Here is a 22,068-nt window from a genome sequence, read left to right as displayed (position 1 = left end):
CCGATCCGATCTATACCCGCGGGCATGACCGCATCGACCGACGCGGCGCCACGCACGGCAGTCAATGCCGTCATCGGCCGCTACTACCTGGCGATGGCCGTGCCGTTCGCGATCGACGTGATCACGCTGGTCGTCTACGGCGTGATGCACGGAGAATTCGAGCTCCTGCCGCTGAATGTGGCGATGTCCGCGGCGTTCCTGGTGGTCGCCGTCAGCATCGGCGCCTATTTCCTGATCCGGCCCGTCAGCCGGTTCATCGCCGGCGAGATCTCGTTCGGCGAGATCGAACCTGCTCTGACCAGCTTGCCGCGCCGGTCCGCGATGGTCATGGCGATCTGCTACATGCCGATGGTGATGCTGCGGATGCTGCCACGGCGATACGGCATCGACATCGATGCCATGCAGGAAGATCCGAACTGGCCCGACCTGCTCGCCTCGTTCGTGGTCGGCACGGGCGGCAATGTCCTGCTGATCTTCTTCATCGTCAGCGCCTATCTCGACCAGCTCTGCGAGCACCTGTTCCGCACGCGCAACGTGAACCTCCACGTCTTCCACGGCCGTTTTCGCCGCAAGGTTTCCGTCGCCCTGCTGTACATGGCCTTCGCCGGCGTGATGCTGCTGTCGGCCGACATTGCGAGCTACAGCGGCCAGCGCCTGGTCCGCGAGGCGACGATGGATGTTGTCGCCACGATCGTCGGCGCCCTATTCATGGTGTTCTGGATCAACCACGCCCTCAGCCGCCCGGTCGCCCGCCTCGATCACGGCATGCGGCAGGTCGCCAAGGGCGACTATCAGGTCCGCCTGCCGGTGACGTCCGACGACGAGATGGGCCACGCTGCCGGCCGTTTCAACGAGATGGTGGAAGGCCTGTCGGAGCGCGAATACCTGCGCGACACGTTCGGCAAGTATGTCAGCACGAGCGTGGCCACTGCGATCCTCGACAACCGCACCGGCCGCGTCGTCGATACCACCGGGGAGGCGACGCTGATGTTCACCGACATCGAGGGCTTCACCGGCCTCTCCGAGCGCCTGGCGCCCGCCGAGGTCGCGTCCGTGCTGAACGCCTATCTCGGCGCCGTCGTGCCGGTGATCCAGCGCCATGGCGGCGTCGTCAACAGCTTCATCGGCGACGGCCTGTTCGCCACCTTCAACCTGCCGCTGCCTTGCGAGAACCATGCCGCAGCCGCGATCGCCGCGGCGATCGATATCCAGCAGGTGCTCGACGAGGGGCCATTCGCCGGCCACGTCGCCCTGCGCACGCGCATCGGCCTCAATACCGGCACGGTGATTGGCGTCACCATCGGCACCGAGAACCGGCTGAACTACACGCTGCTGGGCGATGCCGTGAACGTCGCCTCGCGAGTCGAACAGCTCAACAAGAAATTCGGCACCCGCATCCTGGCGACGGAGAGCACGGTGTGCGCTGCCGACTCGTCGGACTGTGAGCGCTTGGGCACGGTCGACGTGCGTGGCCACGAGAACGTCGTGGTCTATCGCATCGGGCCGGCATGACGCCCAACGACATCGCTGGCGACGACATCGCCGGCCTGCGTCGCCGTTATCTCCTGATGACGGTGTCGACGCTGGCTGTCGACGTCGCCTTCACCCTGGTCTTCATCGTCATGACCGGCGCCTGGAGCTTCGTGCCGCGCTCGCTCGGCGCCAGCGTCGTGCTGCTGGGGCTCGTGAACTGGTATCTGGCAAGCCGCCGGTTCGCCCCTATCGAGCGCTATCTGAGGGGCGAGGCGAGCTTCGAGGACACACAGCGGCGCATCACCCAGCTGCCGCTCCTGACCGCGCGGCATGTGGCGATCCTCGACCTGGTGCTGACCGTCTTCAGGCTCACCGCCACCTACATCTTCACCGACCCCAGCCTCACCAACGTACCACAGCCCACCATCGCGCAGGTCATCACCCTTTGCCTGGTCCTGCCGGTCTTCTTCTTCACCTACACCTACTTCGTCATCAGCGATTATCTGGCCGGGCTGTGCGCCTTCATCTTCCATCATCGCGGCCGCAATCTCGCGCTGTTCTTCGGCAGCTACACCGTCAAGCTGATCGTGGCCTTGATGGTGATCTCGATCGCACCGCTGGCGGCGACCGTCGTTGCCCTGTTCTCCTACGAGGGTGACCGGCTGAAGTTCGAGATCGCCAACGTCGTGGTCGTGGCCACGATGGGCCTGGGGATTTCCGCCTACTTCGTCGCCCGCACCTTGCTGGGGCCGATCCGCAACCTGTCGCAGGCGATGGGCAAGGTCGCCGAGGGCGATCTCAGCCAGCGCATCCCGGTGACCTCCAACGACGAGGTCGGCGAGCTGACCGGGCAATTCAACAACATGGTCGAGGGTCTGCGCGAGCGCGAGCGTTTCCGCGAAACCTTCGGCCGCTATGTCGACGAGAACGTCGCCGCCACCATCCTGCAGCGCGAGGGCGAAGGCGTGCTGGCCGGCGAGACGCGCGAGGCGACCATCCTGTTCACCGACATCGCGGGCTTCACCACCATCACCGAATACCTGGCGCCGCATGAGCTGGTCGCCGCACTCAACGAATATCTCGAGACGGTGCTGGAGCCGATCCGCGCCCATGGTGGCGTTGTCAACACCTTCATCGGCGACGGCCTGTTCGCCTCGTTCAACATGCCGCTGGCCTGCGAGGACCATGCCTACGCGGCGGTGCGCGCAGCCATCGACATTCAGCGCGCCGTTGGCAGCCGCACCTTCGGCGACATGGGCTTGGCGCTCCCCACCCGCATCGGCATCAGCACGGGCCACGTGATCGGCGGATCGATTGGCGCAAGCCGACGCCTGACTTTCACGTTGCTTGGCGACACAGTCAATCTTGCGGCACGCCTCGAACAGTTGAACAAAGACTACCGCACGCGCATTCTCGTCTCGAAGACCACGCGCGAGGCCTGTGGCGACCAGTTCGTCTTCACCGACCTCGGCAGCGTAGCCGTGCGCGGCCGCAGCGATGCCGCTTTCGTCTTCAGCGTCGACCACCTTGGCCAAGGATGAAGTGATGAATGCGTCTGGACTGTCGTCCGATCAACTGAAGCTGCAGGCGCGTGTGCGCGAGCTGGCGGCGGGGCCGGTGGCCAAGCGCGCCGCCGAGGTCGACCGCACCGAGCAGTATCCCTGGGACAATGTCGAGCTGCTGAAGGACGCCAGGCTCCTGGGCATGACCATCCCGCAGCAGTATGGCGGCCAGGGCAAGAACTGGCTCGACGCCGTGCTGGTCATCGAAGCGCTGTCCGCAGCCTGCTCGGTCACCGGCCGCATCGCCGTCGAGACCAACATGGGCGCGATCAGCGCGGTGATGGCCTACGGTTCGGAGGAGCAGAAGAAGCTCGCGGCCGACATGGTGCTATCGGGCGACAAGCCCGCCATCTGCATCACCGAGCCCGAGGCCGGGTCCGATGCCAACGGCATGACCACGCGCGCCGACAAGAAGGGCAACCGCTACGTCGTCAACGGCCGCAAGCACTGGATCACCGGCGGCGGCGTCTCGCGCCTGCACCTGATCTTCGCCAAGGTCTATGACGAGAAGGGCAACGAGGAAGGCATCGGCGGTTTTCTGGCCATTCGCGACGAGACCCAGGGCCTCAAGATCACCAAGCGCGAGCCGACCATGGGCCTGCGCGGCATCCCCGAGGCGGTGATCGACTTCGAGGACATGGAATTGCCGCCCTCGGCGCTGGTGATCCCGCCGCGCGGCCTGAAGAAGGGCTTCGCCGACCTGATGAACGCCTACAACAGCCAGCGCGTGGGCGCCGCCACGGTGGCGCTGGGCATCGCCGAGGGCGCGTATGAATTGGCGCTGGACTGGTCGGAGAAGCGCCACCAGTTTGGCCGCCCGATCAACGAGTTCCAGGGGCTGCAATGGAAGCTCGCCGACATGTCGATCAAGCTCAGGGCCGCGCAGGCGCTGGTCTACGACGCCGCCCGCTCGGGGGAAGGCGGGTTCCCGGACATGCTGCTGGCCGCGCAGGCCAAGGTCTTCACCTCGGAGAACGCCATCCAGGTCGTGAACGACGCCCTGCAGTTCTTCGGCGCCCGCGGCTACTCGCGCGAGCTTCCGCTCGAGCGCATGGCGCGCGACGTCCGAATGTTCACCATCGGCGGCGGCACGGCCGAGGTGCTGCGCAACGTCGTGGCGGGGGCGCTCTTGAAGAAGAAGTTGCCGCAGACGCGCGACGGCTGGGGCAAGGCGTAGTCTCTTGCCGGACCGCGGGCCTCCAGGCCCGCCTCAGTCATCCTGAGCGAAGCGAAGGATCTCATGCTGGTTGCAAGCGGCGATGAGGTCCTTCGCTTCGCTCAGGACGACAAAAATGAGCGGGCCTGGAGGCCCGCGGTCCGGCAAGATTCACCGACCGAACCTGTTCCAGGTGCCGTTGGTCCCGCGCATCAGCACGAATTCCTTGCCCTTCTTGCCGCCGCCGTCGCGCGGTGCACAGGTGACCGAGATCCACGACTGATGATCCCAGCGCGCCGAGCAGCTTTCGGTGTCGCACGGCAATTCGAACTCCGCTTCTTTCGTGAGCTCCGCGCCGTCCAGCGCGTGAATGACAAGCGCGTTGCGCGCCGGCTGCAGGGAGCAGCCGATGGTGAGGAACTTCGACTTCTCCGACGTCCACACCGGCGCGCCGTAGACGGTGAACAGGCGGCCGGTCGGCATCATCACCAGCGTGTACGAGAAATCGTCATGCGACGACTTGCGCACGACATAGAAGCGGCCGGCCTGGTCGTAGCGCTCGTAGAGGAAGTGGTAGCCGTCGTCACCGTAGGGGCAGTCGACCAGCTCGACCGACCTGCCGCCATCCAGCACCAGCCGCAGGCGGTCGCGCTGCCGCGACACGAGTTCGGCGTTGTTCTTGAAGCGCTGTGCTTCCTGCGGCCATTCGGCGAACGTATCGTTCTCGTAGTAGGGATCGATCGGCCGGTCGCCCGGCATGCAACTCGTCTCAGCGCCCGCTGGCACCGTCAGCAGGCTCGCCACGACCGCGACCAGGAGCACGAGGATACGCATCACCGCCTCGGCTTCAGCATGGTCTCCAGGCTGATGGACCGCAAGGTCGCTTCGGCGATCTCGTCGACTTCCAGGAGCACGCGCTGCAGGGCCGCGCCGATGTCGGTTTCCTCTCCCGGCTCCCTGGAGCGCTGCCCCGGCGCCGGTTCGAACAGGGCGACGATGTCCATGAGCGTCGTGCGCCGGCGGTTGCCGGTGAACCGATAGCCGCCCGCCGCCCCGCGGCCGCCGCGCACCAGACCGGCCGCCGCCAAGGTGCGCAGGACCTTGGCCAGGTGATGGGTCGACACGCCGAAACGCTCGGCCAGATCGGCAGCCGAGAGGGTGCGCTCGGAATCGCGCGCCAGTTCGAGCACGGCGTAGAGGCCAAGCCGCGTGCCCGTCTGCAGCTTCACGCCAAATCCATGTCGAGCTGAAGCGAGGGGCCCGCCACCATGCCCTGCGCGCGGAAGAACGACAGGATCAGATGATCCTTGCGGTCGACCAGGGTGCGCACCCGCGTCACGCCCTTTTCTCGGAAGCGCGTCACCAAAGCCTCGAACAGCGCGCTCGCCACGCCACGCTCGCGCTGCTTGGGTTCGATCTGGATGGCGAACACCCAGCCGGCCGCCGGCTGGCCGAACTCCCAGGCGCGGACCTCGCCCGCGATGAAGCCCAAAAGCTTGCCGGCCTCGCTCTCGGCAACCAGGAGATTGCGCTCGGGCGCCAGCATGTCGCGCCAGTAATCCGGCTTGTCGAGGCCGGTCAGCCGCGCGTCCAGCGCTGAAATCGCAGGCAGATCAGAGGCTTGAGCGGGGCGGATCGCAACCATATGTCAGAGAATAGAATGCGCTTGCCGTGGAGAAAGTAAATAGGTATTTCAGTACCGAATTACGCAAATAGGGAACGCGCCCATGGAAAACGGTAAGCCCGATACGCCCATCGACTTCCGCACCGCGCCCGACCGCTACCGGCATTGGAAGATCAGCACCGAAAACGGTGTGGCCTACCTCACCATGGACGTGAACGAGGATGGCGGGTTGAAACCCGGCTACAAGCTGAAGCTCAATTCCTACGATCTCGGCGTCGACATCGAGCTGGCGGACGCCGTTCAGCGCCTGCGCTTCGAGCACCCCGAGGTCGCCGCCGTGGTCATCCGCTCCCTCCGCGACCGCATCTTCTGCTCGGGCGCCAACATCAACATGCTTGGCCTGTCGACCCACGATCACAAGGTGAACTTCTGCAAGTTCACCAACGAGACGCGGCTTGCCATCGAGGATGCCAGCGAGCACTCGGGGCAGACCTACATCTGCTCGATCAACGGCATCGCCGCCGGCGGCGGCTACGAGCTCGCACTGGCCTGCGAGCAGATCCTTCTGGCCGACGACGGCTCGAGCGCGGTGTCTCTGCCCGAGCTGCCGTTGCTCGCCGTGCTCCCGGGCACCGGCGGCCTCACCCGCCTCGTCGACAAGCGGATGGTGCGGCGCGACCACGCCGACTTCTTCTGCACCACCGCCGAGGGCGTGCGCGGCAAGCGGGCGCGCGACTGGCGCCTGGTCGACAAGCTGATCCCGCCCAGCAAGCTGTCGGACGAAACCAGGAAGATCGCCGAGGAGGTTGCTGCGCGATCGAGCCGCCCCAAGGCCGCCAAAGGCATCGCCCTGCCCGCGGTCGAGCGTGCGATCGAGGGTGACACGATCCGCTACGGCCATCTCACCATCGAGATCGACCGCGAGCGCCGCGCCGCGAAGTTCCGGGTGAAAGGTCCGGCCGCCGCGCCGCCGGCCGATGCGACCGCCGTGCATGCCCAGGGCGCCGCCTTCTGGCCGCTGGCGCTGGCGCGCGATCTCGACGACGCCATGATGCATCTGCGGCTCAACGAAACCGAGATCGGCACCTGGGTGCTTCTGAGCCAGGGCGATGCCGACCTCGTGGAGGCCTACGACGCGCTGCTGGCCAAGGAGGCGTCGAACTGGCTGGTGCGCGAGATCGTGCTCTACTGGAAGCGCACCTTGAAGCGGCTCGACGTCAGCTCGCGCAGCCTGATCGCCCTGGTCGAGCCGGGCTCGTGCTTCACCGGCACGCTGTTCGAGATCGTGTTGGCGGCCGACCGCTCCTACATGCTGGACGGTGCCTTCGAGGGCTCCAACCAGGAAGCCGCGACGGTGCGGCTGACCGCCATGAACTTCGGCCCCTACCCCATGGGCAACGGACTCACACGGCTCGGCACGCGCTTCCTCGCCGAGCCGAGCCGCGTCAACGAGCTCAGGGACGAGATCGGCGAGGCGCTCGATGCCGAGACGGCCGACGAGCTCGGCCTGGTCACCTTCACCCCCGACGACATCGACTGGGAGGACGAGGTGCGGCTCGCCATCGAGGAGCGCGCCGGCTTCTCGCCCGACGGGCTCATCGGCATGGAAGCCAACCTGCGCTTCGCCGGCCCCGAGACCATGGAGACCAAGATCTTCGCCCGCCTGTCGGCCTGGCAGAACTGGATCTTCCAGCGGCCCAACGCGACCGGACCCGACGGCGCGCTGAAACTCTACGGCACGGGCAAGCAATCCAAATACGACCGCAAGCGCGCCTGAGGGAGCACACCATGTCCATCGACTATACCCAGCGCATCCCCAACAACGTCGACCTCTCGAGCGACCGCCGCCTGCAGCGGGCGCTGGAGAACTGGCAGCCCCGCTTCCTCGAGTGGTGGAAAGACATGGGGCCGGACGGGACGCTGAACTTCGACGTCTACCTGCGCACCGCCATCTCGGCCGAGGCCAATGGCTGGGCCAATTTCGGCTACGTGAAGATGCCGGACTATCGCTGGGGCATCTTCCTCGCCGGCCAGGATCCCAACCGCGTGATCGCCTATGGCGACAACAAGGGCAAGCCGGTGTGGCAGGAGGTTCCGGGCGAGCTGCGCTCGACCCTGCGCCGCCTGATCGTCACCCAGGGCGATACCGAGCCCGCGTCGGTCGAGCAGCAGCGTCTTCTGGGCAAGACCGCGCCCTCGCTCTACGACCTGCGCAACGTCTTCCAGATCAACTGCGAGGAAGGCCGGCACCTGTGGGCCATGGTCTACCTGCTGCACGCCTATTTCGGCCGCGATGGCCGCGAGGAGGCGGAGATGCTGCTGGAGCGCCATTCCGGCGACCCCGACAAGCCGCGTATCCTCGGCGCCTTCAACGAGAAGACGCCGGACTGGCTCAGCTTCTTCATGTTCACCTACTTCACCGACCGCGACGGCAAGTACCAGCTGGCGTCGCTGGCCGAATCGGGCTTCGATCCGCTGGCGCGTTCCTGCCGCTTCATGCTGATCGAGGAAGCCCATCACATGTTCGTGGGCGAATCGGGCGTGCAGCGCATCGTCCAGCGCACCTGCGACCTCATGAAGGAGCACAAGACCGACGACGTGCGCAGCCTGGGTGCGATCGACCTGCCGACCATCCAGAAGTACCTCAACTTCCACTTCTCGGTGTCGCTCGACCTGTTCGGCCAGGAGGCGTCCACTAACGCGGCCAACTACTACACGATGGGCGTCAAGGGCCGTTACCTCGAGACGCGCATCGAAGACGACCACGTGCTGACCGATTCGAGCTTCGACATGGACACGGCCGACGCCGGCCGCATCGTGCGCAAGACCGTGCCGGCGCTGTCGGCACTGAACGAGCGCCTGCGCAACGACTACATCGAGGATTGCGCCCGCGGCCTGATCCGCTGGAACCGCGTGATCGAGCAGGCCGGCATCGCCTTCGAGCTCAGGCTGCCACACCGCGCCTTCAACCGCCGCATCGGCGCCTTCAACGAGCTCAATGTCTCGCCCGAGGGCAAGGTTATGAGCGAGGCCGAATGGAAGGCCAATGAGCACAAGTGGCTGCCGACCGACGAGGACCGCGCCTACGTCACCTCGCTGATGGGACCGGCGGTGGTCGAGCCCGGCAAGTTCGCCAACTGGATCGCCCCGCCGCAGCGCGGCATCAACAACCAGCCAGCCAACTTCGAGTACGTCAGGTTCAATTAGGGCGCTTCAACTGATGGCCGGCGGAATCTCGATCCACGTCTACGACGTCTCCCGCGGCGTGCCCGCTGCGGGCCTGCGGGTCGAAGTACGTGGTCCCGACGGCAAGCTCCTGGTCGATGGCCAAACCGCGAAGCCCGGCACGCTCGACGCGCCGACGCCGGCCACCGGCACTTACGAGGCGGTCTTCCATATCGGTGACTGGTACCGCGCCCAGGGCGTCGCCGTGCCCTCACCCGCCTTCCTCGAGATGGTACCCTACCGCTTTGGCGTTGCAGATCTTGCGCAGCACTATCACCTGCCGCTCAAGATGACGCCCTGGGGCTTCTCACTTTTCCGTGGCGGGGCCTGACGCGCGGCACGCTCGTTGCTACTCAGGCGCAAGACACTGCTTGGGGGAAACGATGATCGCACGCAGACAGCTTCTTGGCATGACCGCCAGCCTCGCCTTCGCCGGCACGGCCGCCGCGCAGGCGCCGTGGCCCAATCGTGCGCTAAAGCTGATCGTCACTTTCCCGCCGGGCGGGGCGTCCGACGCCGCAGCGCGCGTCGTCGCGGGGCCGTTGTCGGACAAGCTTGGCCAGACGGTGATCGTCGACAACAAGCCGGGCGGCGGCACGACCATCGGCGCCAACTTCGTGCTGGCGGCCAAGGACGACTATCACACGCTGATGCTGTCGAACTCCGCGCCGCTCTCGATCGCGCCCTATCTGTTCGACAAGCCGCCGTACGATCCGATCAAGGACTTTGCCCACGTCGTCTACATCGGCTCGGTCGCCAACGCCTTCGTCGTGCGGCCCGCCGTGCCGGCCAAGACCATGCCGGAGCTGATCGCCTGGATCAAAGGACAAGGCAAACCGGTGCCGTTCGGCTCGGGCGGCCAGGGCTCGATCGGCCATATCATCGGCGAGATGTTCAAGGCCGAGCTCGGCTTGAACATGGAGCACATCGGCTATCGCGGCGCCGCACCCATGTTCCAGGACATGATGGCCGACCAGCTCGACTTCGCCGTGGTCACGCTCACCGAAGTGCTGCCGCTCGCCAAGGACGGCAAGCTGCGCATGATCGCGCTCACGTCGACGCAGAAGGCGCCGAGCGCACCCGACGTGCCGCTGGTCACCGAGCTCGGCTACCCCAAGCTGGTCGCCGAGAACTTCGTCGGCATTTCCGCCCCTGCCGGCATGCCGGCCGACGCACAGGCCAAGCTGCACAAGGCTGCCGCCGAGGTGCTGGCCGATCCCAAGATCGTCGAGCGCCTGGGCGATCTCGGCTTCGTCACCAAGCCGATGAGCCCGGCCGAGTTCACCGCCTTCGTCGCCAACCAGGTGCAGAGCTTCCAGGCGCCGGTGAAGGCGTCGGGCGCCAAGCTGTGACCTTCTGAAGGTCTGTCCAGGCCCTGTCGCAGGACCGACGCATAAGTTTAACGGGCGCGCCAACAATCCCCCAAGCCAGGGTTGCTACGCCATGAGGGCGGCCAGCGGATGTCGCACGGGCCGCCTCAGCGAAGGGTAGCAAAATGGAGCACAGAGCAGTCACCGATGTCGCGACCGGCAGCTTCCGGCTGCGCAAGAGCGACCAGCACGCCGCCAGCAGCACGATCGTCGACATGGACAATGACGAGCTGATCACGCTCACGACCGTCGAAGTTTCCGACGGCGTCGTCCTGCTGCATTGCCTCGATTCCTCGATGACCGCTCTGGAGGAGGCCGAGGACGAAGCCGACGACGAGGCCGAGACCGAGGAGGAGTCGGAGGAAGCGTCCGAGGAAGCGTCGGAAGACGAAGAGACGGACGAGGACGAAGACGAGGAAGAAGAGGACGGTGAAGAGGCCGAGCACTCCGCCAAGGGCCGGACCTACACCGTCGCCAGCGGCAACAGCGTGACCGTTCGCGCCGCCGTCATTCGGCTGGAACCGATCGGCAAGCAGACGGCCGAGGGTACCTACCGGATTCACGTCCTCCAGGTCGCGGGCTGAGCGCTAGCACGCAACCCGTTCCCGGGCCGGTCTGCACAGGATCGGCCCGGGCGCGCAGCCGTCAGGTCACGGCCGGCGGCGCGCCTTCGAGATAGGTGCTCTTGCCCGGCGCGAACGGCTCGGGCGAGTTCCAGACGAACAGCACGCGCAGGACCTCCGGCCCCTCGTTGCCCCAGGCATGCGCGGCGTTGGCAGGAATGATCACGCACTGCCCGGGCGTCGCCGTCGTGCGGACCTTGTCCATCTCGACCCAGATCTTGCCGGCCTCGACGAGGATGATCTCCTCGTACTCGTGGCGGTGCAGCGGCGCCCCGCAACCGGCCTCTATGGTGTTGGAGAGGACGCCAACGCCGGCGGCGCCGCGTTCGCGACTGGCGATCCACTTGCCGGTGATGCCCGGTCGCATGGGAAATTCCGGCAGCGCTCCGTAGTCAACGACCGGCATTGCGTTTCCTCCACCCCATTGAGACGCAAACTCTGCCATTTGGTACGGGCCTGGGCTACTGAAGAAGCCTCCAATCTGGTCGGACCATGACGCTCTGTTCGATTCGCCAGGTCGAGGCGAAGGACCTCGACGCCTGCTACGCGATTTCCCTGGCGACGGGGCTTGCCGGCGGCGATGCCTCGCATCTCTACTGCGATCCGCGAATGATGGGATTTACATCGCCCCGTATGCGCTGCTCGAGCCCGGCCTGACGCTCGTCGTGGAGGACGAAGCCGGCGTGGCAGGCTTCGTGGCCGGCACGGAAGATACCGTCGCCTGGGAGGACAGGCTCGAACGTGACTGGTGGCCGTCGCTGCGAGAGCACTGTGTCGATCCCTCCGACATTCCATCGGCATCGCGGACTGCCGATCAGCGCCGGGCGTTCATGATCCATCATCCGGCTAAAACCCCGCCTGCGGTTGTCGCGCGATATCCGGCCCACCTCCATATGAACCTCCTGCCGCGCTTGCAGCGTCGTGGCATGGGATCGAAGCTGCTGGACGCTTGGTTGGGCCTCGCGACCTGCCGCGGCGCCCGGGCATTTCACGTTGGTGTGAACCGCGAGAATACGGGAGCCGTGCAATTCTGGCGGGCGCGCGCTTTCGAGGTGTTGGCATTCGACAGTCTGCCGGAAGGACGAACGCTCTGGATGGGCCGCAGCGGCTAGTTGCGGACCGCGCCACTTTTTTGACGCGCTCTTGCGCGAGCGTTCCCGGATGGTGCTTGAACTGACGGGCCCCGGCCCACGATCGACGAGGCCCTCAGGCTGGCCGATCACGCGACTGCTGCCCGTCGTGCTCGTCGGCCTGATCTTCCTCGCCATGGTGCCAGTGATCGGCATCGCCTACTACGCCGCCCAGAGCAATTTCGAGAGTTCGTCACGCCAGCTCAACGAGGTCATGGTCGACATGATCGAGCAGCGTCTGCAGGCCCACGTCAGCCCGGTGCGCGACCAGCTCGCCTATATCAGCGACGCCGTCGCCAAGGGCGAGATCGACTTCGACAACCGCGAGCAATGGAAGGCCTTCGCGCTGGGTACGCTCGCCGCCGCACCGCAGGCCGTTGGCTTCGTCGTCATTCCCGTCGACGGCGAGCCGATGCGCTTCACCCGCACCGACCGCAGCGTGCAGCTCGAGCGGCGCGAGAACCTGCCCTTCACCGACGCCCTGTTCGCCCAGGCCCGCAACTTGAACGGCCCGCAATGGGCCGAGCCGCAATGGTCGCTCGTGGTCGGCGAGCCGATCCTGCCGATCATCGTGCCGATCCGCGTGCGTGGGCAGTTCCGCGGCGTCATCGGCGCGGCCATCGGCACGTCGGACCTGTCGCGCTTCCTCAAGAGCCTCGAGCTCGCGGGTGAGCGCAAGCCGTTCATCCTGGCCGGGCGTGACAAGGTGCTGGCCCATCCCTGGCTCGGCAAGGAGCAAGGCACAGTCGAGCAGCGCGCCCGTGGGCGGCTCTCTGGCCTGAACGAGGTCAACGATCCGGTGCTGGCGGCGATGTGGGGGCCTGAGCCCAACGAGATCTCCTGGCTGAACGGCGGCAGCACGGTGTCAGGCCATTGGAACTGGGTCGGCGACAGCAGCCACGGCTGGATCTACCGCAAGATCGACGAGTACCAACCCGCGTCGCTGATCATCGGCTATCACATCGCCGGCCGCGAATCGGCATGGGCGCGCTGGATCGTGCGCGGCATCCTGATTGCGGGCGCCGTCCTGATGCTGTTGACGGGCATCATCGCGATCATGGTCGGCCGTCGCCTGTCACGGCCCATCCTGGCGCTGGCCGACGCCGCGCGCGCCGTCGAACGGCTGGAGCTCGAGAAGGTGCCGAAGCTCAGCGACAGCAAGGTGCGCGAGCTCAACCTCGCGAACCGCGCCTTTGAGCGCATGGCGCGTGGTCTGCACCTCGCCGCCACCTACCTGCCGCGTGCCCTGGTCGCGCGACTGATCGCTCAGCAGGGCGCCCTGCCACCCGCCGAGGATCGCGCTATCACCATCCTGTTCTGCGATCTCGAAGGTTACACCGCCTACTCGCGCGGCCGCCCGGCGACCGAGACCGCCACTTATCTCAACGACCTGATGGCGCGCGTCGGTCCGGCGATCGAAGCGACGGGCGGCACCATCGATAAATACATGGGTGACGGGCTGATGGCCTTCTGGGGCGCACCCGAGCCCAACGCCCAGCATGCGCGCGCGGCCTGCCTCGGCGCGCTGTCCATCGCGCACGAGGTCGAGGCGTTCAATCGCGAGCGCCGCTTCGCCGGCCTCGCCGCCTGCCGCATGCGGGTTGGCCTGCACACCGGGACGGTCCTGGTGGGCAATGTCGGCTTCGCCGGCCGCGTCGACTACACCGCGATCGGCGAGGCGGTGAACGTCGCCTCGCGGCTGGAGCAGTTCGGCCGCCGCGCGCCGCGGCACGGCGAGGTCACGATCGTAGCCAGCGCGAGTTGCCGGACGGCCGCGCTCGACGGTTTCCTCTGGCTGCCACTCGACGGCGGCCCGGCCGATGTCGCGGCCGATGCCGTCCCGTTGTCCCTGCTCAGGGGCCGGTTAGATGGCTTGATAGAGGGCGGTCTAATAAGGGACTTGCGAGGGGAAGCTTAAATAGGTATTTCAGTACCAAATTACGCAATAAGAAGCTCAACAGCCGAAGCATGGGAGGAATGGGATCGGCATGATCGAAGGCATTGAATTCGGGTCGGACCTCAAGGTGAGGTTACCCGCCCGCTTCAACGTCGCCGTGCCGTTCGTCGACCGGCACATCGCGGAAGGCCGCGGCGCCAAGGTCGCCATCCGCACGGCCAGCGAGACCGTCACGTATGCCGAGCTCGCCGAGCGCGTGAACCGCGCTGGCAATGCCTTGCTGGCCTCCGGGCTGAAGCCCGGCGACCGCGTGCTGATGGTCGTGAAGGACTGCCCGGCCTTCTTCTATCTGTTCTGGGGAGCCATCAAGGCAGGCATCGTCCCGGCGCCGCTCAACACCATGCTGCGCGCCGCCGACTACGCCTACCTGTTCGAGGATTCGGGCTGTGGGCTCGTGGTCTATTCCACCGAATTCGCCGCCGAGGTCGAGCCGGCCTTGACGCAGGTCGGCGTCAAGGCGAGCACCATCGACGCCTTCCTGGCCGAGCTGCCCAAGGCCTCCGACAGGCTGGAAGCGCGGCTCGCCTCGCCGACCGCCGACTGCTTCTGGCTCTACTCCTCCGGCTCGACCGGACGGCCCAAGGGGGCCGTGCACCTGCAGCGCGACATGGTGGTGACCAGCGAGTGCTACGGCGTGCGAGCACTGGGAGTACGCGAGGACGATGTGAGCTACTCCGCGGGCAAGCTCTTCTTCGCCTACGGGCTCGGCAACTCCATGACCTTCCCGCTGTGGACCGGCAGCACCGCGGTGCTCGACGACCGCCGTCCGACGCCCGACTCGACCTTCGAGACCATCGAGACCTTCAAGCCCACGCTCTACTTCGGCGCACCGACGCTCTTTGCCGCCCAGCTCGCGGCGCTGGAGAAGAAGCCGCGCGACTTCTCCAGCATCCGCGCCTGCGTCTCGGCAGCCGAGGCGCTGCCCTCCGACATCTTCCGCCGCTGGAAGGAGAAGACGGGCACCGTGATCCTGGACGGCATCGGCTCGACCGAGTGCCTGCACATCTTCATTGGCAATCGGCTCGACGAGTACAAGCCGGGCACCAGCGGTAAGCCGGTGCCGGGCTACGAGGTCAAGATCGTCGACGAGCACGGCAAGCCGGTGCCCCAGGGCGAGAGCGGCCGGCTGTGGATCCGCTCGGAATCGGCGGCCAAGTACTACTGGAACAAGCCCGAGAAGACGGCCGAGACCATGGTCGAGGGCTGGCTCAACACCGGCGACACCTATCGCCAGGACGAGGATGGCTTCTTCATCTATGACGGCCGCAGCGACGACATGCTGAAGGTCGGCGGCATCTGGTGCTCGCCGGTCGAGGTCGAGAGCTGCCTGATCACGCATCCCGCGGTGCTGGAGGCGGCCGTGGTTGGCCATGCCGACGAGCATAGCCTGATCAAGCCGAAAGCCTTCGTGGTGCTGAAGCAGGCGGGCGTTGGCGGGCCGGCGCTCACCGAGGAATTGATGGCGGTCTGCAAGAAGACGCTCGCACCGTACAAATATCCACGCTGGGTCGAGTACGTACCCGAGCTGCCCAAGACCGCGACTGGCAAGATCCAGCGCTTCAAATTGCGCAGCTAGGCGTTTTCGGGTTTTATGCCGTCATCAGGGGACGGGGATCACGACAGGGAGCGAGAACCCATGAAAATCAGGTTGTTTGGTACCGCAACAATTGCGGCGCTGGCCTTTGGCCTGCCCGCGGTGGCTCAGACGCCGATCAAGATCGGCTTCGTCAGCACCTTCTCAGGCCCGCAGGCCGCGATCGGCGAGGACATGCGCCGCTCGGTCGAGCTCGCCAAGGAGCATCTCGGCGGCAAGATGGGCGGCGTGCCCTTCGAGATCATCTACGAGGACGACCAGTTCAAGCCCGACGTCGGCAAGGCGCGCTCGGAGAAGCTCGTCCAGCAGGACAAGGTGAACGTCATCGCGGGCTACATCTGGTCCAACGTGCTGCTGGCCTCGCTGAAGAGCGTGACCGACGAGGGCGATACCATCCTGATCTCGTCCAACGCTGGCCCCTCGCAGATCGCGGGCGAGCTCTGCAACAAGCACTTCTTCTCGACCTCGTGGAACAATGACCAGACGCCGATGGCGATGGGTCAGTACCTGCAGGAGAAGGGCGTCAAGAGCCTCTACCTGATGGCCGGCAACTACGCCGCCGGCAAGGACATGCTCGCGGGCGTGAAGCGCACCTTCAAGGGCGAGATCAAGGGCGAAGACCTGACCAAGTGGCCCGACCAGCTCGACTTCTCGGCCGAGCTCGCCAAGATCCGCGCCGCCAAGCCGGACGGCATCTTCATCTTCTATCCCGGCGCGCACGGCGTGCAGTTCCTGCAGCAGTACGTGCAGGCCGGTCTCAAGGGCCAGATCCCGCTCTACCAGGTGTTCTCGATCGACGCGATCACCCTGCCGCAGCAGAAGGAGCTGGCGCTCGGCACCCTGGGTGCGCAGGAGTGGGTCAACGACCTGCCCAACGACGCCAACAAGAAGTACGTCGCCGACTTCAAGAAGAAGCATGGCGTCTACCCGTCCTACTATGGCGCGCAGAGCTACGATTCGATCATGCTGATCGCGTCGGCCGCCGAGGCGCTGAAGGGCGACCTGTCGAACAAGGACAAGGTCCGCGCCGAGATGAAGAAGGCCAACTTCAAGTCGCTGCGCGGCGACTTCAAGTACAACACCAACCAGTTCCCGATCCAGAACTTCTACATCCAGGAAGCCGTCAAGGATCCGGAAGGCATGATGACGGTGAAGACCATCGCCACCGCGGTGAAGGACGGCAGGGATCCGTACTACGAGAAGTGCCCGATGAAATGACAGCGGCGCGCAGCGTCGCTGTCATCCCGAGCGTAGCGAGGGATCTTTGAGGCAGCGGAAAAGGTCCCTCGACTACGCTTCGCTCCGCTCGGGATGACATGGATTACTTACTGCTCCAGATGCTGAACGGCGTGCAGCTCGGTCTGCTGATGTTCCTGCTCGCCGCCGGACTGACGCTCACTTTCGGCATCATGGACCTGGTGAACCTGGCGCACGGGTCGCTCTACATGATGGGCGCCTACATCGCCTGGACGCTGATCGGCTGGACCGATTCGTTCGTGCTGGGCGCATTGCTGGCGCTGCCCGCCACCTTCCTGCTGGGCATCGTCGTCGAAGCCGTTGTGATGCGAAGGCTCTACGTGCGCGACCATCTCGAGCAGGTGCTGGCGACCTTCGGCCTGATCCTGTTCTTCAACGAGCTGGTCCGCGTGATCTGGGGCCCGGCCGGCAAGAGCATCGCCGTGCCGGCATTCCTCAACCGCACCGTCGAGATCCTGCCCGGCGTCCCCTACCCCGCCTACCGCTTCGCCATCATCGTCGTCGGTGCGGTGGTGGCGGTCCTGCTGGCCTGGCTGGTGGCCCGCACGCGCATCGGCATGCTGATCCGCGCCGGCGCTTCCAATCGGCGCATGATCGGCGCGCTCGGCATCAATATCGAGCTGCTGTTCAGCCTGGTGTTCGGCCTGGGCGCGGTGTTCGCCGGCCTTGCGGGCCTGATGGCGGCGCCCCTCACCTCGGTGAAGATCGGTATGGGCGACGACATCCTGATCCTCGCCTTCGTCATCATCGTCATCGGCGGCATCGGCTCGATCAAGGGCGCCTTCGTCGCCGCCATGGTGGTTGGCCAGATCGACATCGTCGGCCGCGCGTTCCTGCCCGATCTGCTGAAGACCTTCCTCAGTGCCAGCGCCGCCTCGAGCGCCGCGCCGGCGATCTCGCAGGTCCTGATCTACGTCGTCATGGCGGGCGTTCTGGTGTGGCGCCCGACCGGCCTGTTCGGGCAGCGCACGTGATCCGGTTTTCATGCTCTTCCGGACCGCGAGCCTTTGGCTCGCTCATGAGCTTGAGCGAGCCAGAGGCTCGCGGTCCGGAAGAATCATGAGCTTCATCGCCTCCCTCCGCACGCCGCGCGGGCTCATCACCGCCCTGCTGCTGGTCATCCTCGCCGTCCTGCCGTTGCTGACCCAGGCCTTCGACCAGCGCTATCTCCTGTCGATCGGCACCCGCATCGTCATCTGGGCGATCGCCGCCGTCAGCCTCAACATGATCCTGGGCTATGGCGGCCTGGTGAGCTTTGGCCACGCCGTGTTCTTCGGCATCGGCGGCTATGCCGTCGGCATCCTGAGCCATCACGGCGTCGCCAGCGGCTGGATCCAATGGCCCGTCGCCATCATCGCGGCGACGCTGTGGGCTGCGCTGGTCGGTGCGCTGTCACTGCGCACGCGCGGCCTCTACTTCATCATGATCACCTTGGCCTTCGCCCAGCTCGTCTTCTATGTCGGTGGCGGGCTGGAGGCCTACGGCGCCGACGACGGCCTCAATATCAGCCGCAGCCGCTTCCCCGGCGTCATCGACCTGCGCGACAAAGCGTCGTTCTACTGGCTGTGCTTCGCGCTGCTCTGCGGCACCCTTTGGTTCTGCAGCCGCTTCGCCAACTCGCGCTTCGGCCTGGTGATCCGCGGCGCCAAGTCCAACGACCTGCGCATGACGGCGCTGGGCTTCCCGGTGTTCCGCTATCGCCTGGCTGCGTTCACGCTGTCGGGCGCCTTTGGTGGCCTCGCCGGCATCCTGCTCGCCAACGAGGGCGCCTACATCTCGCCCGCCATGATGTCCTGGGTGAAGTCGGGCGATCTCATCGTCATCGTCGTGCTGGGCGGCATGGGCACCTTGTTCGGACCGCTCTACGGCACCATCGCCTTCTTCGTGCTGGAGGAATCGCTGAAGCCGATCCTCGACCTGTTCCACAAAGGCTGGGGCGAGTACTGGCAGATCGTGTTCGGCCCCATGCTGGTGCTGATCGCGCTCTACGCCAAGGGCGGCATCGATTCCCTGTTTGGTTCACCGAAAGAGTGGCGCCGCCATGGCTGAGCCGCTGCTCTCCGCCACCGGCCTGATCAAGCGCTTCGGCGGCTTGGTCGCGACCGACAACGTCTCGATCGACGTGCGCCCAGGCGAGATCCATGCCCTGATCGGCCCGAACGGCGCCGGCAAGACCACCTTGGTGAGCCAGCTCACCGGCAACCTCAGGCCCGACACCGGCACCATCCATTTCGCCGGCCGCGACATCACCCATCTGCCCATGCATGCGCGGGTGCGGCTCGGCCTCGCACGCTCCTTCCAGATCACCTCGGTGCTGCGCGAGTTCACCGCCCTCGACAACGTGGCGCTGGCCGTGCAGGCCCATGCCGGCCATTCCTTCCGCTTCCTGGCCGACACGCGCCGCGACGAAAGCCTGCGGGCGCCTGCGCGGCGCGGTCTCGAAGCGGTCGGACTGCCCGCCCGCGCCAACACGCCCGCCTCGGCGTTGAGCCACGGTGAGCAGCGCCAGCTCGAGATCGCCATGGCGCTGGCGGGCGATCCCAAGCTGCTGCTGCTCGACGAGCCCATGGCCGGCATGGGTGTCGAGGAATCGCAGCGCATGATCGGCTTCCTGCAGGGGCTGAAGGACCGCCGCGGCATGCTGCTGATCGAGCATGACATGGATGCCGTCTTCCAGCTCGCCGACCGCATCACCGTGCTGGTCTACGGCCGCGCCATTGCCTCGGGCACGCCGGCCGAGATCCGCGCCAACGCCGAGGTGCGCCAGGCCTATCTCGGCGAGGGAGACGCCTGATGCTGCGCGTCCGCGAGCTGGAGGCCTTCTATGGCGCCAGCCAGGCGTTGTTCGGCATGGAACTCGGCATCGATGCCGGCGAGGTCGTAACCCTGATGGGCCGCAACGGCATGGGCAAGACCACGACGGTGAACACCATCATGGGCCTGCTGCCGGCCCGCCGCGGCACCGTCGAATTCCTGGGCCAGCGCGTCGAGCATCTGCCGTCCTTCCGCATCGCCCGGCTGGGTCTGGGCCTGGTGCCCGAGGGCCGGCAGATCTTCCCCAACCTCTCGGTGCGCGAGAACCTTGTCGCCGCCGCGGCCAACCGGCTGGGCGCCAACGAGCCCTGGACCTTGGCCCGCACCTTCGACTTCCTGCCCCGGCTCGCCGAGCGGCAGCGCAACATGGGCAACCAGCTATCGGGCGGCGAGCAGCAGATGCTGGCGATCGGCCGGGCGCTGATGACCAATCCCAAGCTCCTGATCCTCGACGAGGCAACCGAAGGCCTCTCGCCGCTATTGCGCCAGGAGATCTGGACCTGCCTCGCGCGGCTGAAGCGCGACGGCCAGGCCATCCTGGTGATCGACAAGAACGTCGGCGCTCTGATCAAGCTCGCCGATCGCCATCACATCGTCGAAAAAGGCCGCGTCGTCTGGACCGGCACCTCCGATGCCCTGGCCCGCGACAGCGACCTGCAGCACAAGTACCTCGGCGTCTAGCTAGGCCGCCCGCAGCCTGACGCGAAACGCCGCGCCGCGCTCGGCCGGCAGCAGGGTGATGTCACCACCGAACGCCGCCACGCGCTGGCGAGCGATCGCGAGGCCAAGGCCCGTGCCGCCGGCCTCGCGCGCCGTCGTGAAGAAGCGGTCGAACACGCGCTCGCTGTTGCCCGATGAGATGCCGCGCCCATCGTCCGAGACCTCGACCACCACGCCGTCTGGCGCGGCGCGCGCCGCGATGCGTACCGACGCCGCGGGCCCGCCGTGTTGCCAGGCATTCTCCAGCAGGTTCGAGAGCACGATATCGAATGACTCACGGTCAATCGCGGCGGCGAGCGGCTCCGCGCCCTCGACCGACACCTTCTGCCCCTTGCCGCGCGCGGTCTCCGCCATCTCACGCACGATGCCGGCCACGTCGCAGGTCTCCTTGCCGCTCGGCATGAGAGCATCGGCCCGCGCCAGTTCGAGGATGCGGCGCACCAGCCGCTCCAGCCGCGCGGTATCGTCCAGGATGTTGGCCAAAAACTTGGCGCTCTCCTCCGCGGACATCTCCTCGAGATGGTCGCGCAAAAGCTCGGTGCTGCCGCGGATGCCGGTGAGCGGCGTCTTGAGCTCGTGGCTGACGCTGAGCGCCAGTTCGCGCACATAGTCGGCACGCGCCTGCAGGGTGCGCGCCATGACCATGATCGAGTCCGACAGCGATTGCGCCTCGCGCGTCATCGGCGCCGCCAGCGGCTGGACGGCGCGCACATCGCCTGCCGCCACGCGCTCGGCCATTGCCGCCAGCTGGCGCGTCGGCCGCACCACCGTATAGCCCGCGAACCAGGCCAGCACCGCCACCGCAGCGATCAGCACCACCGCCAGCGCCAACAGGGCATGGCGCTTGCTGTACAGCGTCTGCACGATGTTGCGCGGCGTCCGCGACACCAGCACGGCCCCCAGCACGTGCCCGTCCGCCACCACCGGCACCGTGACGAACACGCGCAGCGTCGTGGCGCGGCTGATCGATTCCCAGCTCGGGCTGCCGGTGATCGGTGGGCGTTCGCGCAGCACTGCCACCGGTGCCCCCTGCAGCGCCTGCGCCACCTCCTGCTGGCCGATCAGGCTCCGGCCGAGATCGGCATCGGCGGTCGCCGCGACCACGATCCCGTGCGCATCGACGACGCGGATGGCAGCCAGCGTCATCTCGCGCACGTTGGCGAGCACCGGTGTCAGCGTCTTGGCCACGGCGCGCGCAATCGGGTCGGCCGGCTCGTTTGCCGGCGCAGCTTCGGGCGCGCGCGGCAGGATGGGCGAATCGGCGAGATCGAGTTGCGGTAGCAGGGCGCGCCAGCGCTCCGGCGAATAGGGCGTGGGCGTCACATTCCAGTCCGCGGTTGCGCGCGGCGTGGCGACGAGTTCGGCCGGCGTAGCGCGCTCGAGCCAGGCCGTGCGATAGGCCGCCGACAGCACGGCGGCCTGGGCCAGAAGCTCGGCCTCGGTCTGGCGGATCAGCGCGCTTTCATAGAGCCGCAGGAAGGTGATGCCGCCCACCGGCAGCAGCAGCACGGCGAGATACGTCGCGAGCAGCAGCGTGCGCGCGCGCGGCAGGCGGCGGCGCAT

At 66.5% G+C, this 22,068-nt stretch carries 22 protein-coding genes; 17 read left to right on the top strand and 5 right to left on the bottom strand.

What is annotated here, in order from left to right; all coding sequences use genetic code 11:
- Positions 1 to 24 precede the first annotated feature (24 nt).
- The 3 genes from RSO01_RS01785 to acdA are packed head-to-tail and all read left to right on the top strand — an operon-like array spanning position 25 to position 4,212.
- Positions 25 to 1,512, top strand: coding sequence for an adenylate/guanylate cyclase domain-containing protein (locus RSO01_RS01785; protein WP_147145541.1), 1,488 nt, complete (start codon positions 25 to 27; stop codon positions 1,510 to 1,512).
- Positions 1,509 to 3,014, top strand: coding sequence for an adenylate/guanylate cyclase domain-containing protein (locus RSO01_RS01780; protein WP_147145539.1), 1,506 nt, complete (start codon positions 1,509 to 1,511; stop codon positions 3,012 to 3,014). The genes RSO01_RS01785 and RSO01_RS01780 overlap by 4 nt, the downstream gene beginning before the upstream one ends.
- Before the next feature lie 4 nt (positions 3,015 to 3,018).
- Positions 3,019 to 4,212 (top strand): 3-sulfinopropanoyl-CoA desulfinase, encoded by a 1,194-nt coding sequence (acdA, locus tag RSO01_RS01775; protein WP_147145536.1) that lies wholly within the window; start codon positions 3,019 to 3,021, stop codon positions 4,210 to 4,212.
- Positions 4,213 to 4,362: 150 nt separating this feature from the next.
- On the opposite strand, the gene RSO01_RS01770 is transcribed toward acdA, so the two are convergent.
- Genes RSO01_RS01770 through RSO01_RS01760 form a run of 3 tightly spaced genes read right to left on the bottom strand, consistent with a single transcriptional unit; the run spans position 4,363 to position 5,836 of the window.
- Complete coding sequence (locus RSO01_RS01770) at positions 4,363 to 5,025, bottom strand: hypothetical protein (RefSeq protein ID WP_147145534.1); 663 nt, start codon at positions 5,023 to 5,025, stop codon at positions 4,363 to 4,365.
- Positions 5,025 to 5,420: an Rrf2 family transcriptional regulator gene (locus RSO01_RS01765; RefSeq protein WP_147145532.1), complete on the bottom strand. Its 396-nt coding sequence runs from the start codon at positions 5,418 to 5,420 to the stop codon at positions 5,025 to 5,027. Before RSO01_RS01765 ends, RSO01_RS01770 begins: the two co-directional genes overlap by 1 nt.
- The gene (locus RSO01_RS01760) at positions 5,417 to 5,836 is read right to left on the bottom strand and encodes a GNAT family N-acetyltransferase (protein ID WP_147145530.1); all 420 of its coding nucleotides are present in this window, start codon (positions 5,834 to 5,836) and stop codon (positions 5,417 to 5,419) included. Before RSO01_RS01760 ends, RSO01_RS01765 begins: the two co-directional genes overlap by 4 nt.
- Positions 5,837 to 5,918: 82 nt before the next feature.
- On the opposite strand from RSO01_RS01760, the gene boxC reads away from it, so the two are divergent.
- The 5 genes from boxC to RSO01_RS01735 all read left to right on the top strand — a co-directional run bounded on the left by boxC (position 5,919) and on the right by RSO01_RS01735 (position 10,994).
- Positions 5,919 to 7,592, top strand: a complete 1,674-nt coding sequence (boxC, locus tag RSO01_RS01755) for a 2,3-epoxybenzoyl-CoA dihydrolase (RefSeq protein WP_147145528.1) — start codon at positions 5,919 to 5,921, stop codon at positions 7,590 to 7,592.
- Between the two features lie 11 nt (positions 7,593 to 7,603).
- Positions 7,604 to 9,022, top strand: a complete 1,419-nt coding sequence (gene boxB / locus RSO01_RS01750; RefSeq protein ID WP_147145527.1) for a benzoyl-CoA 2,3-epoxidase subunit BoxB — start codon at positions 7,604 to 7,606, stop codon at positions 9,020 to 9,022.
- A 13-nt stretch (positions 9,023 to 9,035) separates the two neighbouring features.
- Positions 9,036 to 9,371 carry a hydroxyisourate hydrolase gene (locus tag RSO01_RS01745; RefSeq protein WP_147145525.1) on the top strand — a complete coding sequence of 112 codons (336 nt, stop codon included), beginning with the start codon at positions 9,036 to 9,038 and terminating at the stop codon, positions 9,369 to 9,371.
- Positions 9,372 to 9,423: 52 nt separating this feature from the next.
- Positions 9,424 to 10,392 (top strand): Bug family tripartite tricarboxylate transporter substrate binding protein, encoded by a 969-nt coding sequence (locus RSO01_RS01740; protein ID WP_147145523.1) that lies wholly within the window; start codon positions 9,424 to 9,426, stop codon positions 10,390 to 10,392.
- 143 nt (positions 10,393 to 10,535) lie between these two features.
- Complete coding sequence (locus RSO01_RS01735; protein ID WP_147145522.1) at positions 10,536 to 10,994, top strand: hypothetical protein; 459 nt, start codon at positions 10,536 to 10,538, stop codon at positions 10,992 to 10,994.
- Positions 10,995 to 11,055: 61 nt separating this feature from the next.
- Here RSO01_RS01735 and RSO01_RS01730 read toward each other — a convergent pair whose 3' ends face one another.
- Complete coding sequence (locus tag RSO01_RS01730; protein ID WP_170302787.1) at positions 11,056 to 11,439, bottom strand: cupin domain-containing protein; 384 nt, start codon at positions 11,437 to 11,439, stop codon at positions 11,056 to 11,058.
- Positions 11,440 to 11,525: 86 nt separating this feature from the next.
- Here RSO01_RS01730 and RSO01_RS47060 point away from each other — a divergent pair, with 86 nt between their 5' ends.
- The 9 genes from RSO01_RS47060 (at position 11,526) to RSO01_RS01690 (ending at position 20,466) form a co-directional block, all read left to right on the top strand.
- Positions 11,526 to 11,690 (top strand): hypothetical protein, encoded by a 165-nt coding sequence (locus RSO01_RS47060; RefSeq protein ID WP_170302786.1) that lies wholly within the window; start codon positions 11,526 to 11,528, stop codon positions 11,688 to 11,690.
- An 8-nt stretch (positions 11,691 to 11,698) separates the two neighbouring features.
- Positions 11,699 to 12,145 carry a GNAT family N-acetyltransferase gene (locus RSO01_RS01725; RefSeq protein WP_147145518.1) on the top strand — a complete coding sequence of 149 codons (447 nt, stop codon included), beginning with the start codon at positions 11,699 to 11,701 and terminating at the stop codon, positions 12,143 to 12,145.
- Between the two features lie 49 nt (positions 12,146 to 12,194).
- On the top strand, positions 12,195 to 14,081 hold the full coding sequence (locus RSO01_RS01720) for an adenylate/guanylate cyclase domain-containing protein (protein WP_147145516.1): 1,887 nt from the start codon (positions 12,195 to 12,197) through the stop codon (positions 14,079 to 14,081).
- Positions 14,082 to 14,151: 70 nt separating this feature from the next.
- Positions 14,152 to 15,696 carry a benzoate-CoA ligase family protein gene (locus tag RSO01_RS01715; RefSeq protein ID WP_147145514.1) on the top strand — a complete coding sequence of 515 codons (1,545 nt, stop codon included), beginning with the start codon at positions 14,152 to 14,154 and terminating at the stop codon, positions 15,694 to 15,696.
- Positions 15,697 to 15,756: 60 nt separating this feature from the next.
- On the top strand, positions 15,757 to 16,932 hold the full coding sequence (locus RSO01_RS01710) for an ABC transporter substrate-binding protein (RefSeq protein ID WP_147145512.1): 1,176 nt from the start codon (positions 15,757 to 15,759) through the stop codon (positions 16,930 to 16,932).
- A gap of 98 nt (positions 16,933 to 17,030) precedes the next feature.
- Positions 17,031 to 17,945, top strand: coding sequence for a branched-chain amino acid ABC transporter permease (locus tag RSO01_RS01705; RefSeq protein WP_147145510.1), 915 nt, complete (start codon positions 17,031 to 17,033; stop codon positions 17,943 to 17,945).
- Positions 17,946 to 18,030: 85 nt separating this feature from the next.
- Entirely contained in the window at positions 18,031 to 19,020 is a 990-nt protein-coding gene (locus tag RSO01_RS01700; protein WP_147145508.1) for a branched-chain amino acid ABC transporter permease, read from the top strand.
- Positions 19,013 to 19,765, top strand: coding sequence for an ABC transporter ATP-binding protein (locus tag RSO01_RS01695; RefSeq protein ID WP_147145506.1), 753 nt, complete (start codon positions 19,013 to 19,015; stop codon positions 19,763 to 19,765). The genes RSO01_RS01700 and RSO01_RS01695 overlap by 8 nt, the downstream gene beginning before the upstream one ends.
- Entirely contained in the window at positions 19,765 to 20,466 is a 702-nt protein-coding gene (locus RSO01_RS01690; protein WP_147145504.1) for an ABC transporter ATP-binding protein, read from the top strand. The genes RSO01_RS01695 and RSO01_RS01690 overlap by 1 nt, the downstream gene beginning before the upstream one ends.
- Here the strand turns inward: RSO01_RS01690 and RSO01_RS49395 are convergent, their stop codons facing one another.
- Positions 20,467 to 22,068: a sensor histidine kinase gene (locus tag RSO01_RS49395; RefSeq protein ID WP_147145502.1), complete on the bottom strand. Its 1,602-nt coding sequence runs from the start codon at positions 22,066 to 22,068 to the stop codon at positions 20,467 to 20,469.

It is taken from the genome of Reyranella soli (assembly GCF_007992495.1).
In the GTDB taxonomy this organism is placed as follows: Bacteria; Pseudomonadota; Alphaproteobacteria; order Reyranellales; family Reyranellaceae; genus Reyranella; species Reyranella soli.
Note: the sequence above shows the minus strand (reverse complement) of the source record. Positions and strands in the feature narration are given on the sequence as shown.

Bases quoted from the DNA above. Each gene is read 5' to 3' on its own strand.
- boxC (WP_147145528.1), top strand. From the start codon at position 5,919: ATGGAAAACGGTAAGCCCGATACGCCCATCGACTTCCGCACCGCGCCC.
- RSO01_RS01735 (WP_147145522.1), top strand. From the start codon at position 10,536: ATGGAGCACAGAGCAGTCACCGATGTCGCGACCGGCAGCTTCCGGCTG.
- RSO01_RS01715 (WP_147145514.1), top strand. From the start codon at position 14,152: ATGATCGAAGGCATTGAATTCGGGTCGGACCTCAAGGTGAGGTTACCC.
- acdA (WP_147145536.1), top strand. From the start codon at position 3,019: ATGAATGCGTCTGGACTGTCGTCCGATCAACTGAAGCTGCAGGCGCGT.
- RSO01_RS01740 (WP_147145523.1), top strand. From the start codon at position 9,424: ATGATCGCACGCAGACAGCTTCTTGGCATGACCGCCAGCCTCGCCTTC.
- RSO01_RS01700 (WP_147145508.1), top strand. From the start codon at position 18,031: ATGAGCTTCATCGCCTCCCTCCGCACGCCGCGCGGGCTCATCACCGCC.
- RSO01_RS01710 (WP_147145512.1), top strand. From the start codon at position 15,757: ATGAAAATCAGGTTGTTTGGTACCGCAACAATTGCGGCGCTGGCCTTT.
- RSO01_RS47060 (WP_170302786.1), top strand. From the start codon at position 11,526: ATGACGCTCTGTTCGATTCGCCAGGTCGAGGCGAAGGACCTCGACGCC.
- RSO01_RS01770 (WP_147145534.1), bottom strand. From the start codon at position 5,025: ATGCGTATCCTCGTGCTCCTGGTCGCGGTCGTGGCGAGCCTGCTGACG.
- RSO01_RS01690 (WP_147145504.1), top strand. From the start codon at position 19,765: ATGCTGCGCGTCCGCGAGCTGGAGGCCTTCTATGGCGCCAGCCAGGCG.
- RSO01_RS01705 (WP_147145510.1), top strand. From the start codon at position 17,031: ATGGATTACTTACTGCTCCAGATGCTGAACGGCGTGCAGCTCGGTCTG.
- RSO01_RS01760 (WP_147145530.1), bottom strand. From the start codon at position 5,836: ATGGTTGCGATCCGCCCCGCTCAAGCCTCTGATCTGCCTGCGATTTCA.
- RSO01_RS01720 (WP_147145516.1), top strand. From the start codon at position 12,195: ATGGTGCTTGAACTGACGGGCCCCGGCCCACGATCGACGAGGCCCTCA.
- RSO01_RS01695 (WP_147145506.1), top strand. From the start codon at position 19,013: ATGGCTGAGCCGCTGCTCTCCGCCACCGGCCTGATCAAGCGCTTCGGC.
- boxB (WP_147145527.1), top strand. From the start codon at position 7,604: ATGTCCATCGACTATACCCAGCGCATCCCCAACAACGTCGACCTCTCG.
- RSO01_RS01785 (WP_147145541.1), top strand. From the start codon at position 25: ATGACCGCATCGACCGACGCGGCGCCACGCACGGCAGTCAATGCCGTC.
- RSO01_RS01745 (WP_147145525.1), top strand. From the start codon at position 9,036: ATGGCCGGCGGAATCTCGATCCACGTCTACGACGTCTCCCGCGGCGTG.
- RSO01_RS49395 (WP_147145502.1), bottom strand. From the start codon at position 22,068: ATGCGCCGCCGCCTGCCGCGCGCGCGCACGCTGCTGCTCGCGACGTAT.
- RSO01_RS01730 (WP_170302787.1), bottom strand. From the start codon at position 11,439: ATGCCGGTCGTTGACTACGGAGCGCTGCCGGAATTTCCCATGCGACCG.
- RSO01_RS01780 (WP_147145539.1), top strand. From the start codon at position 1,509: ATGACGCCCAACGACATCGCTGGCGACGACATCGCCGGCCTGCGTCGC.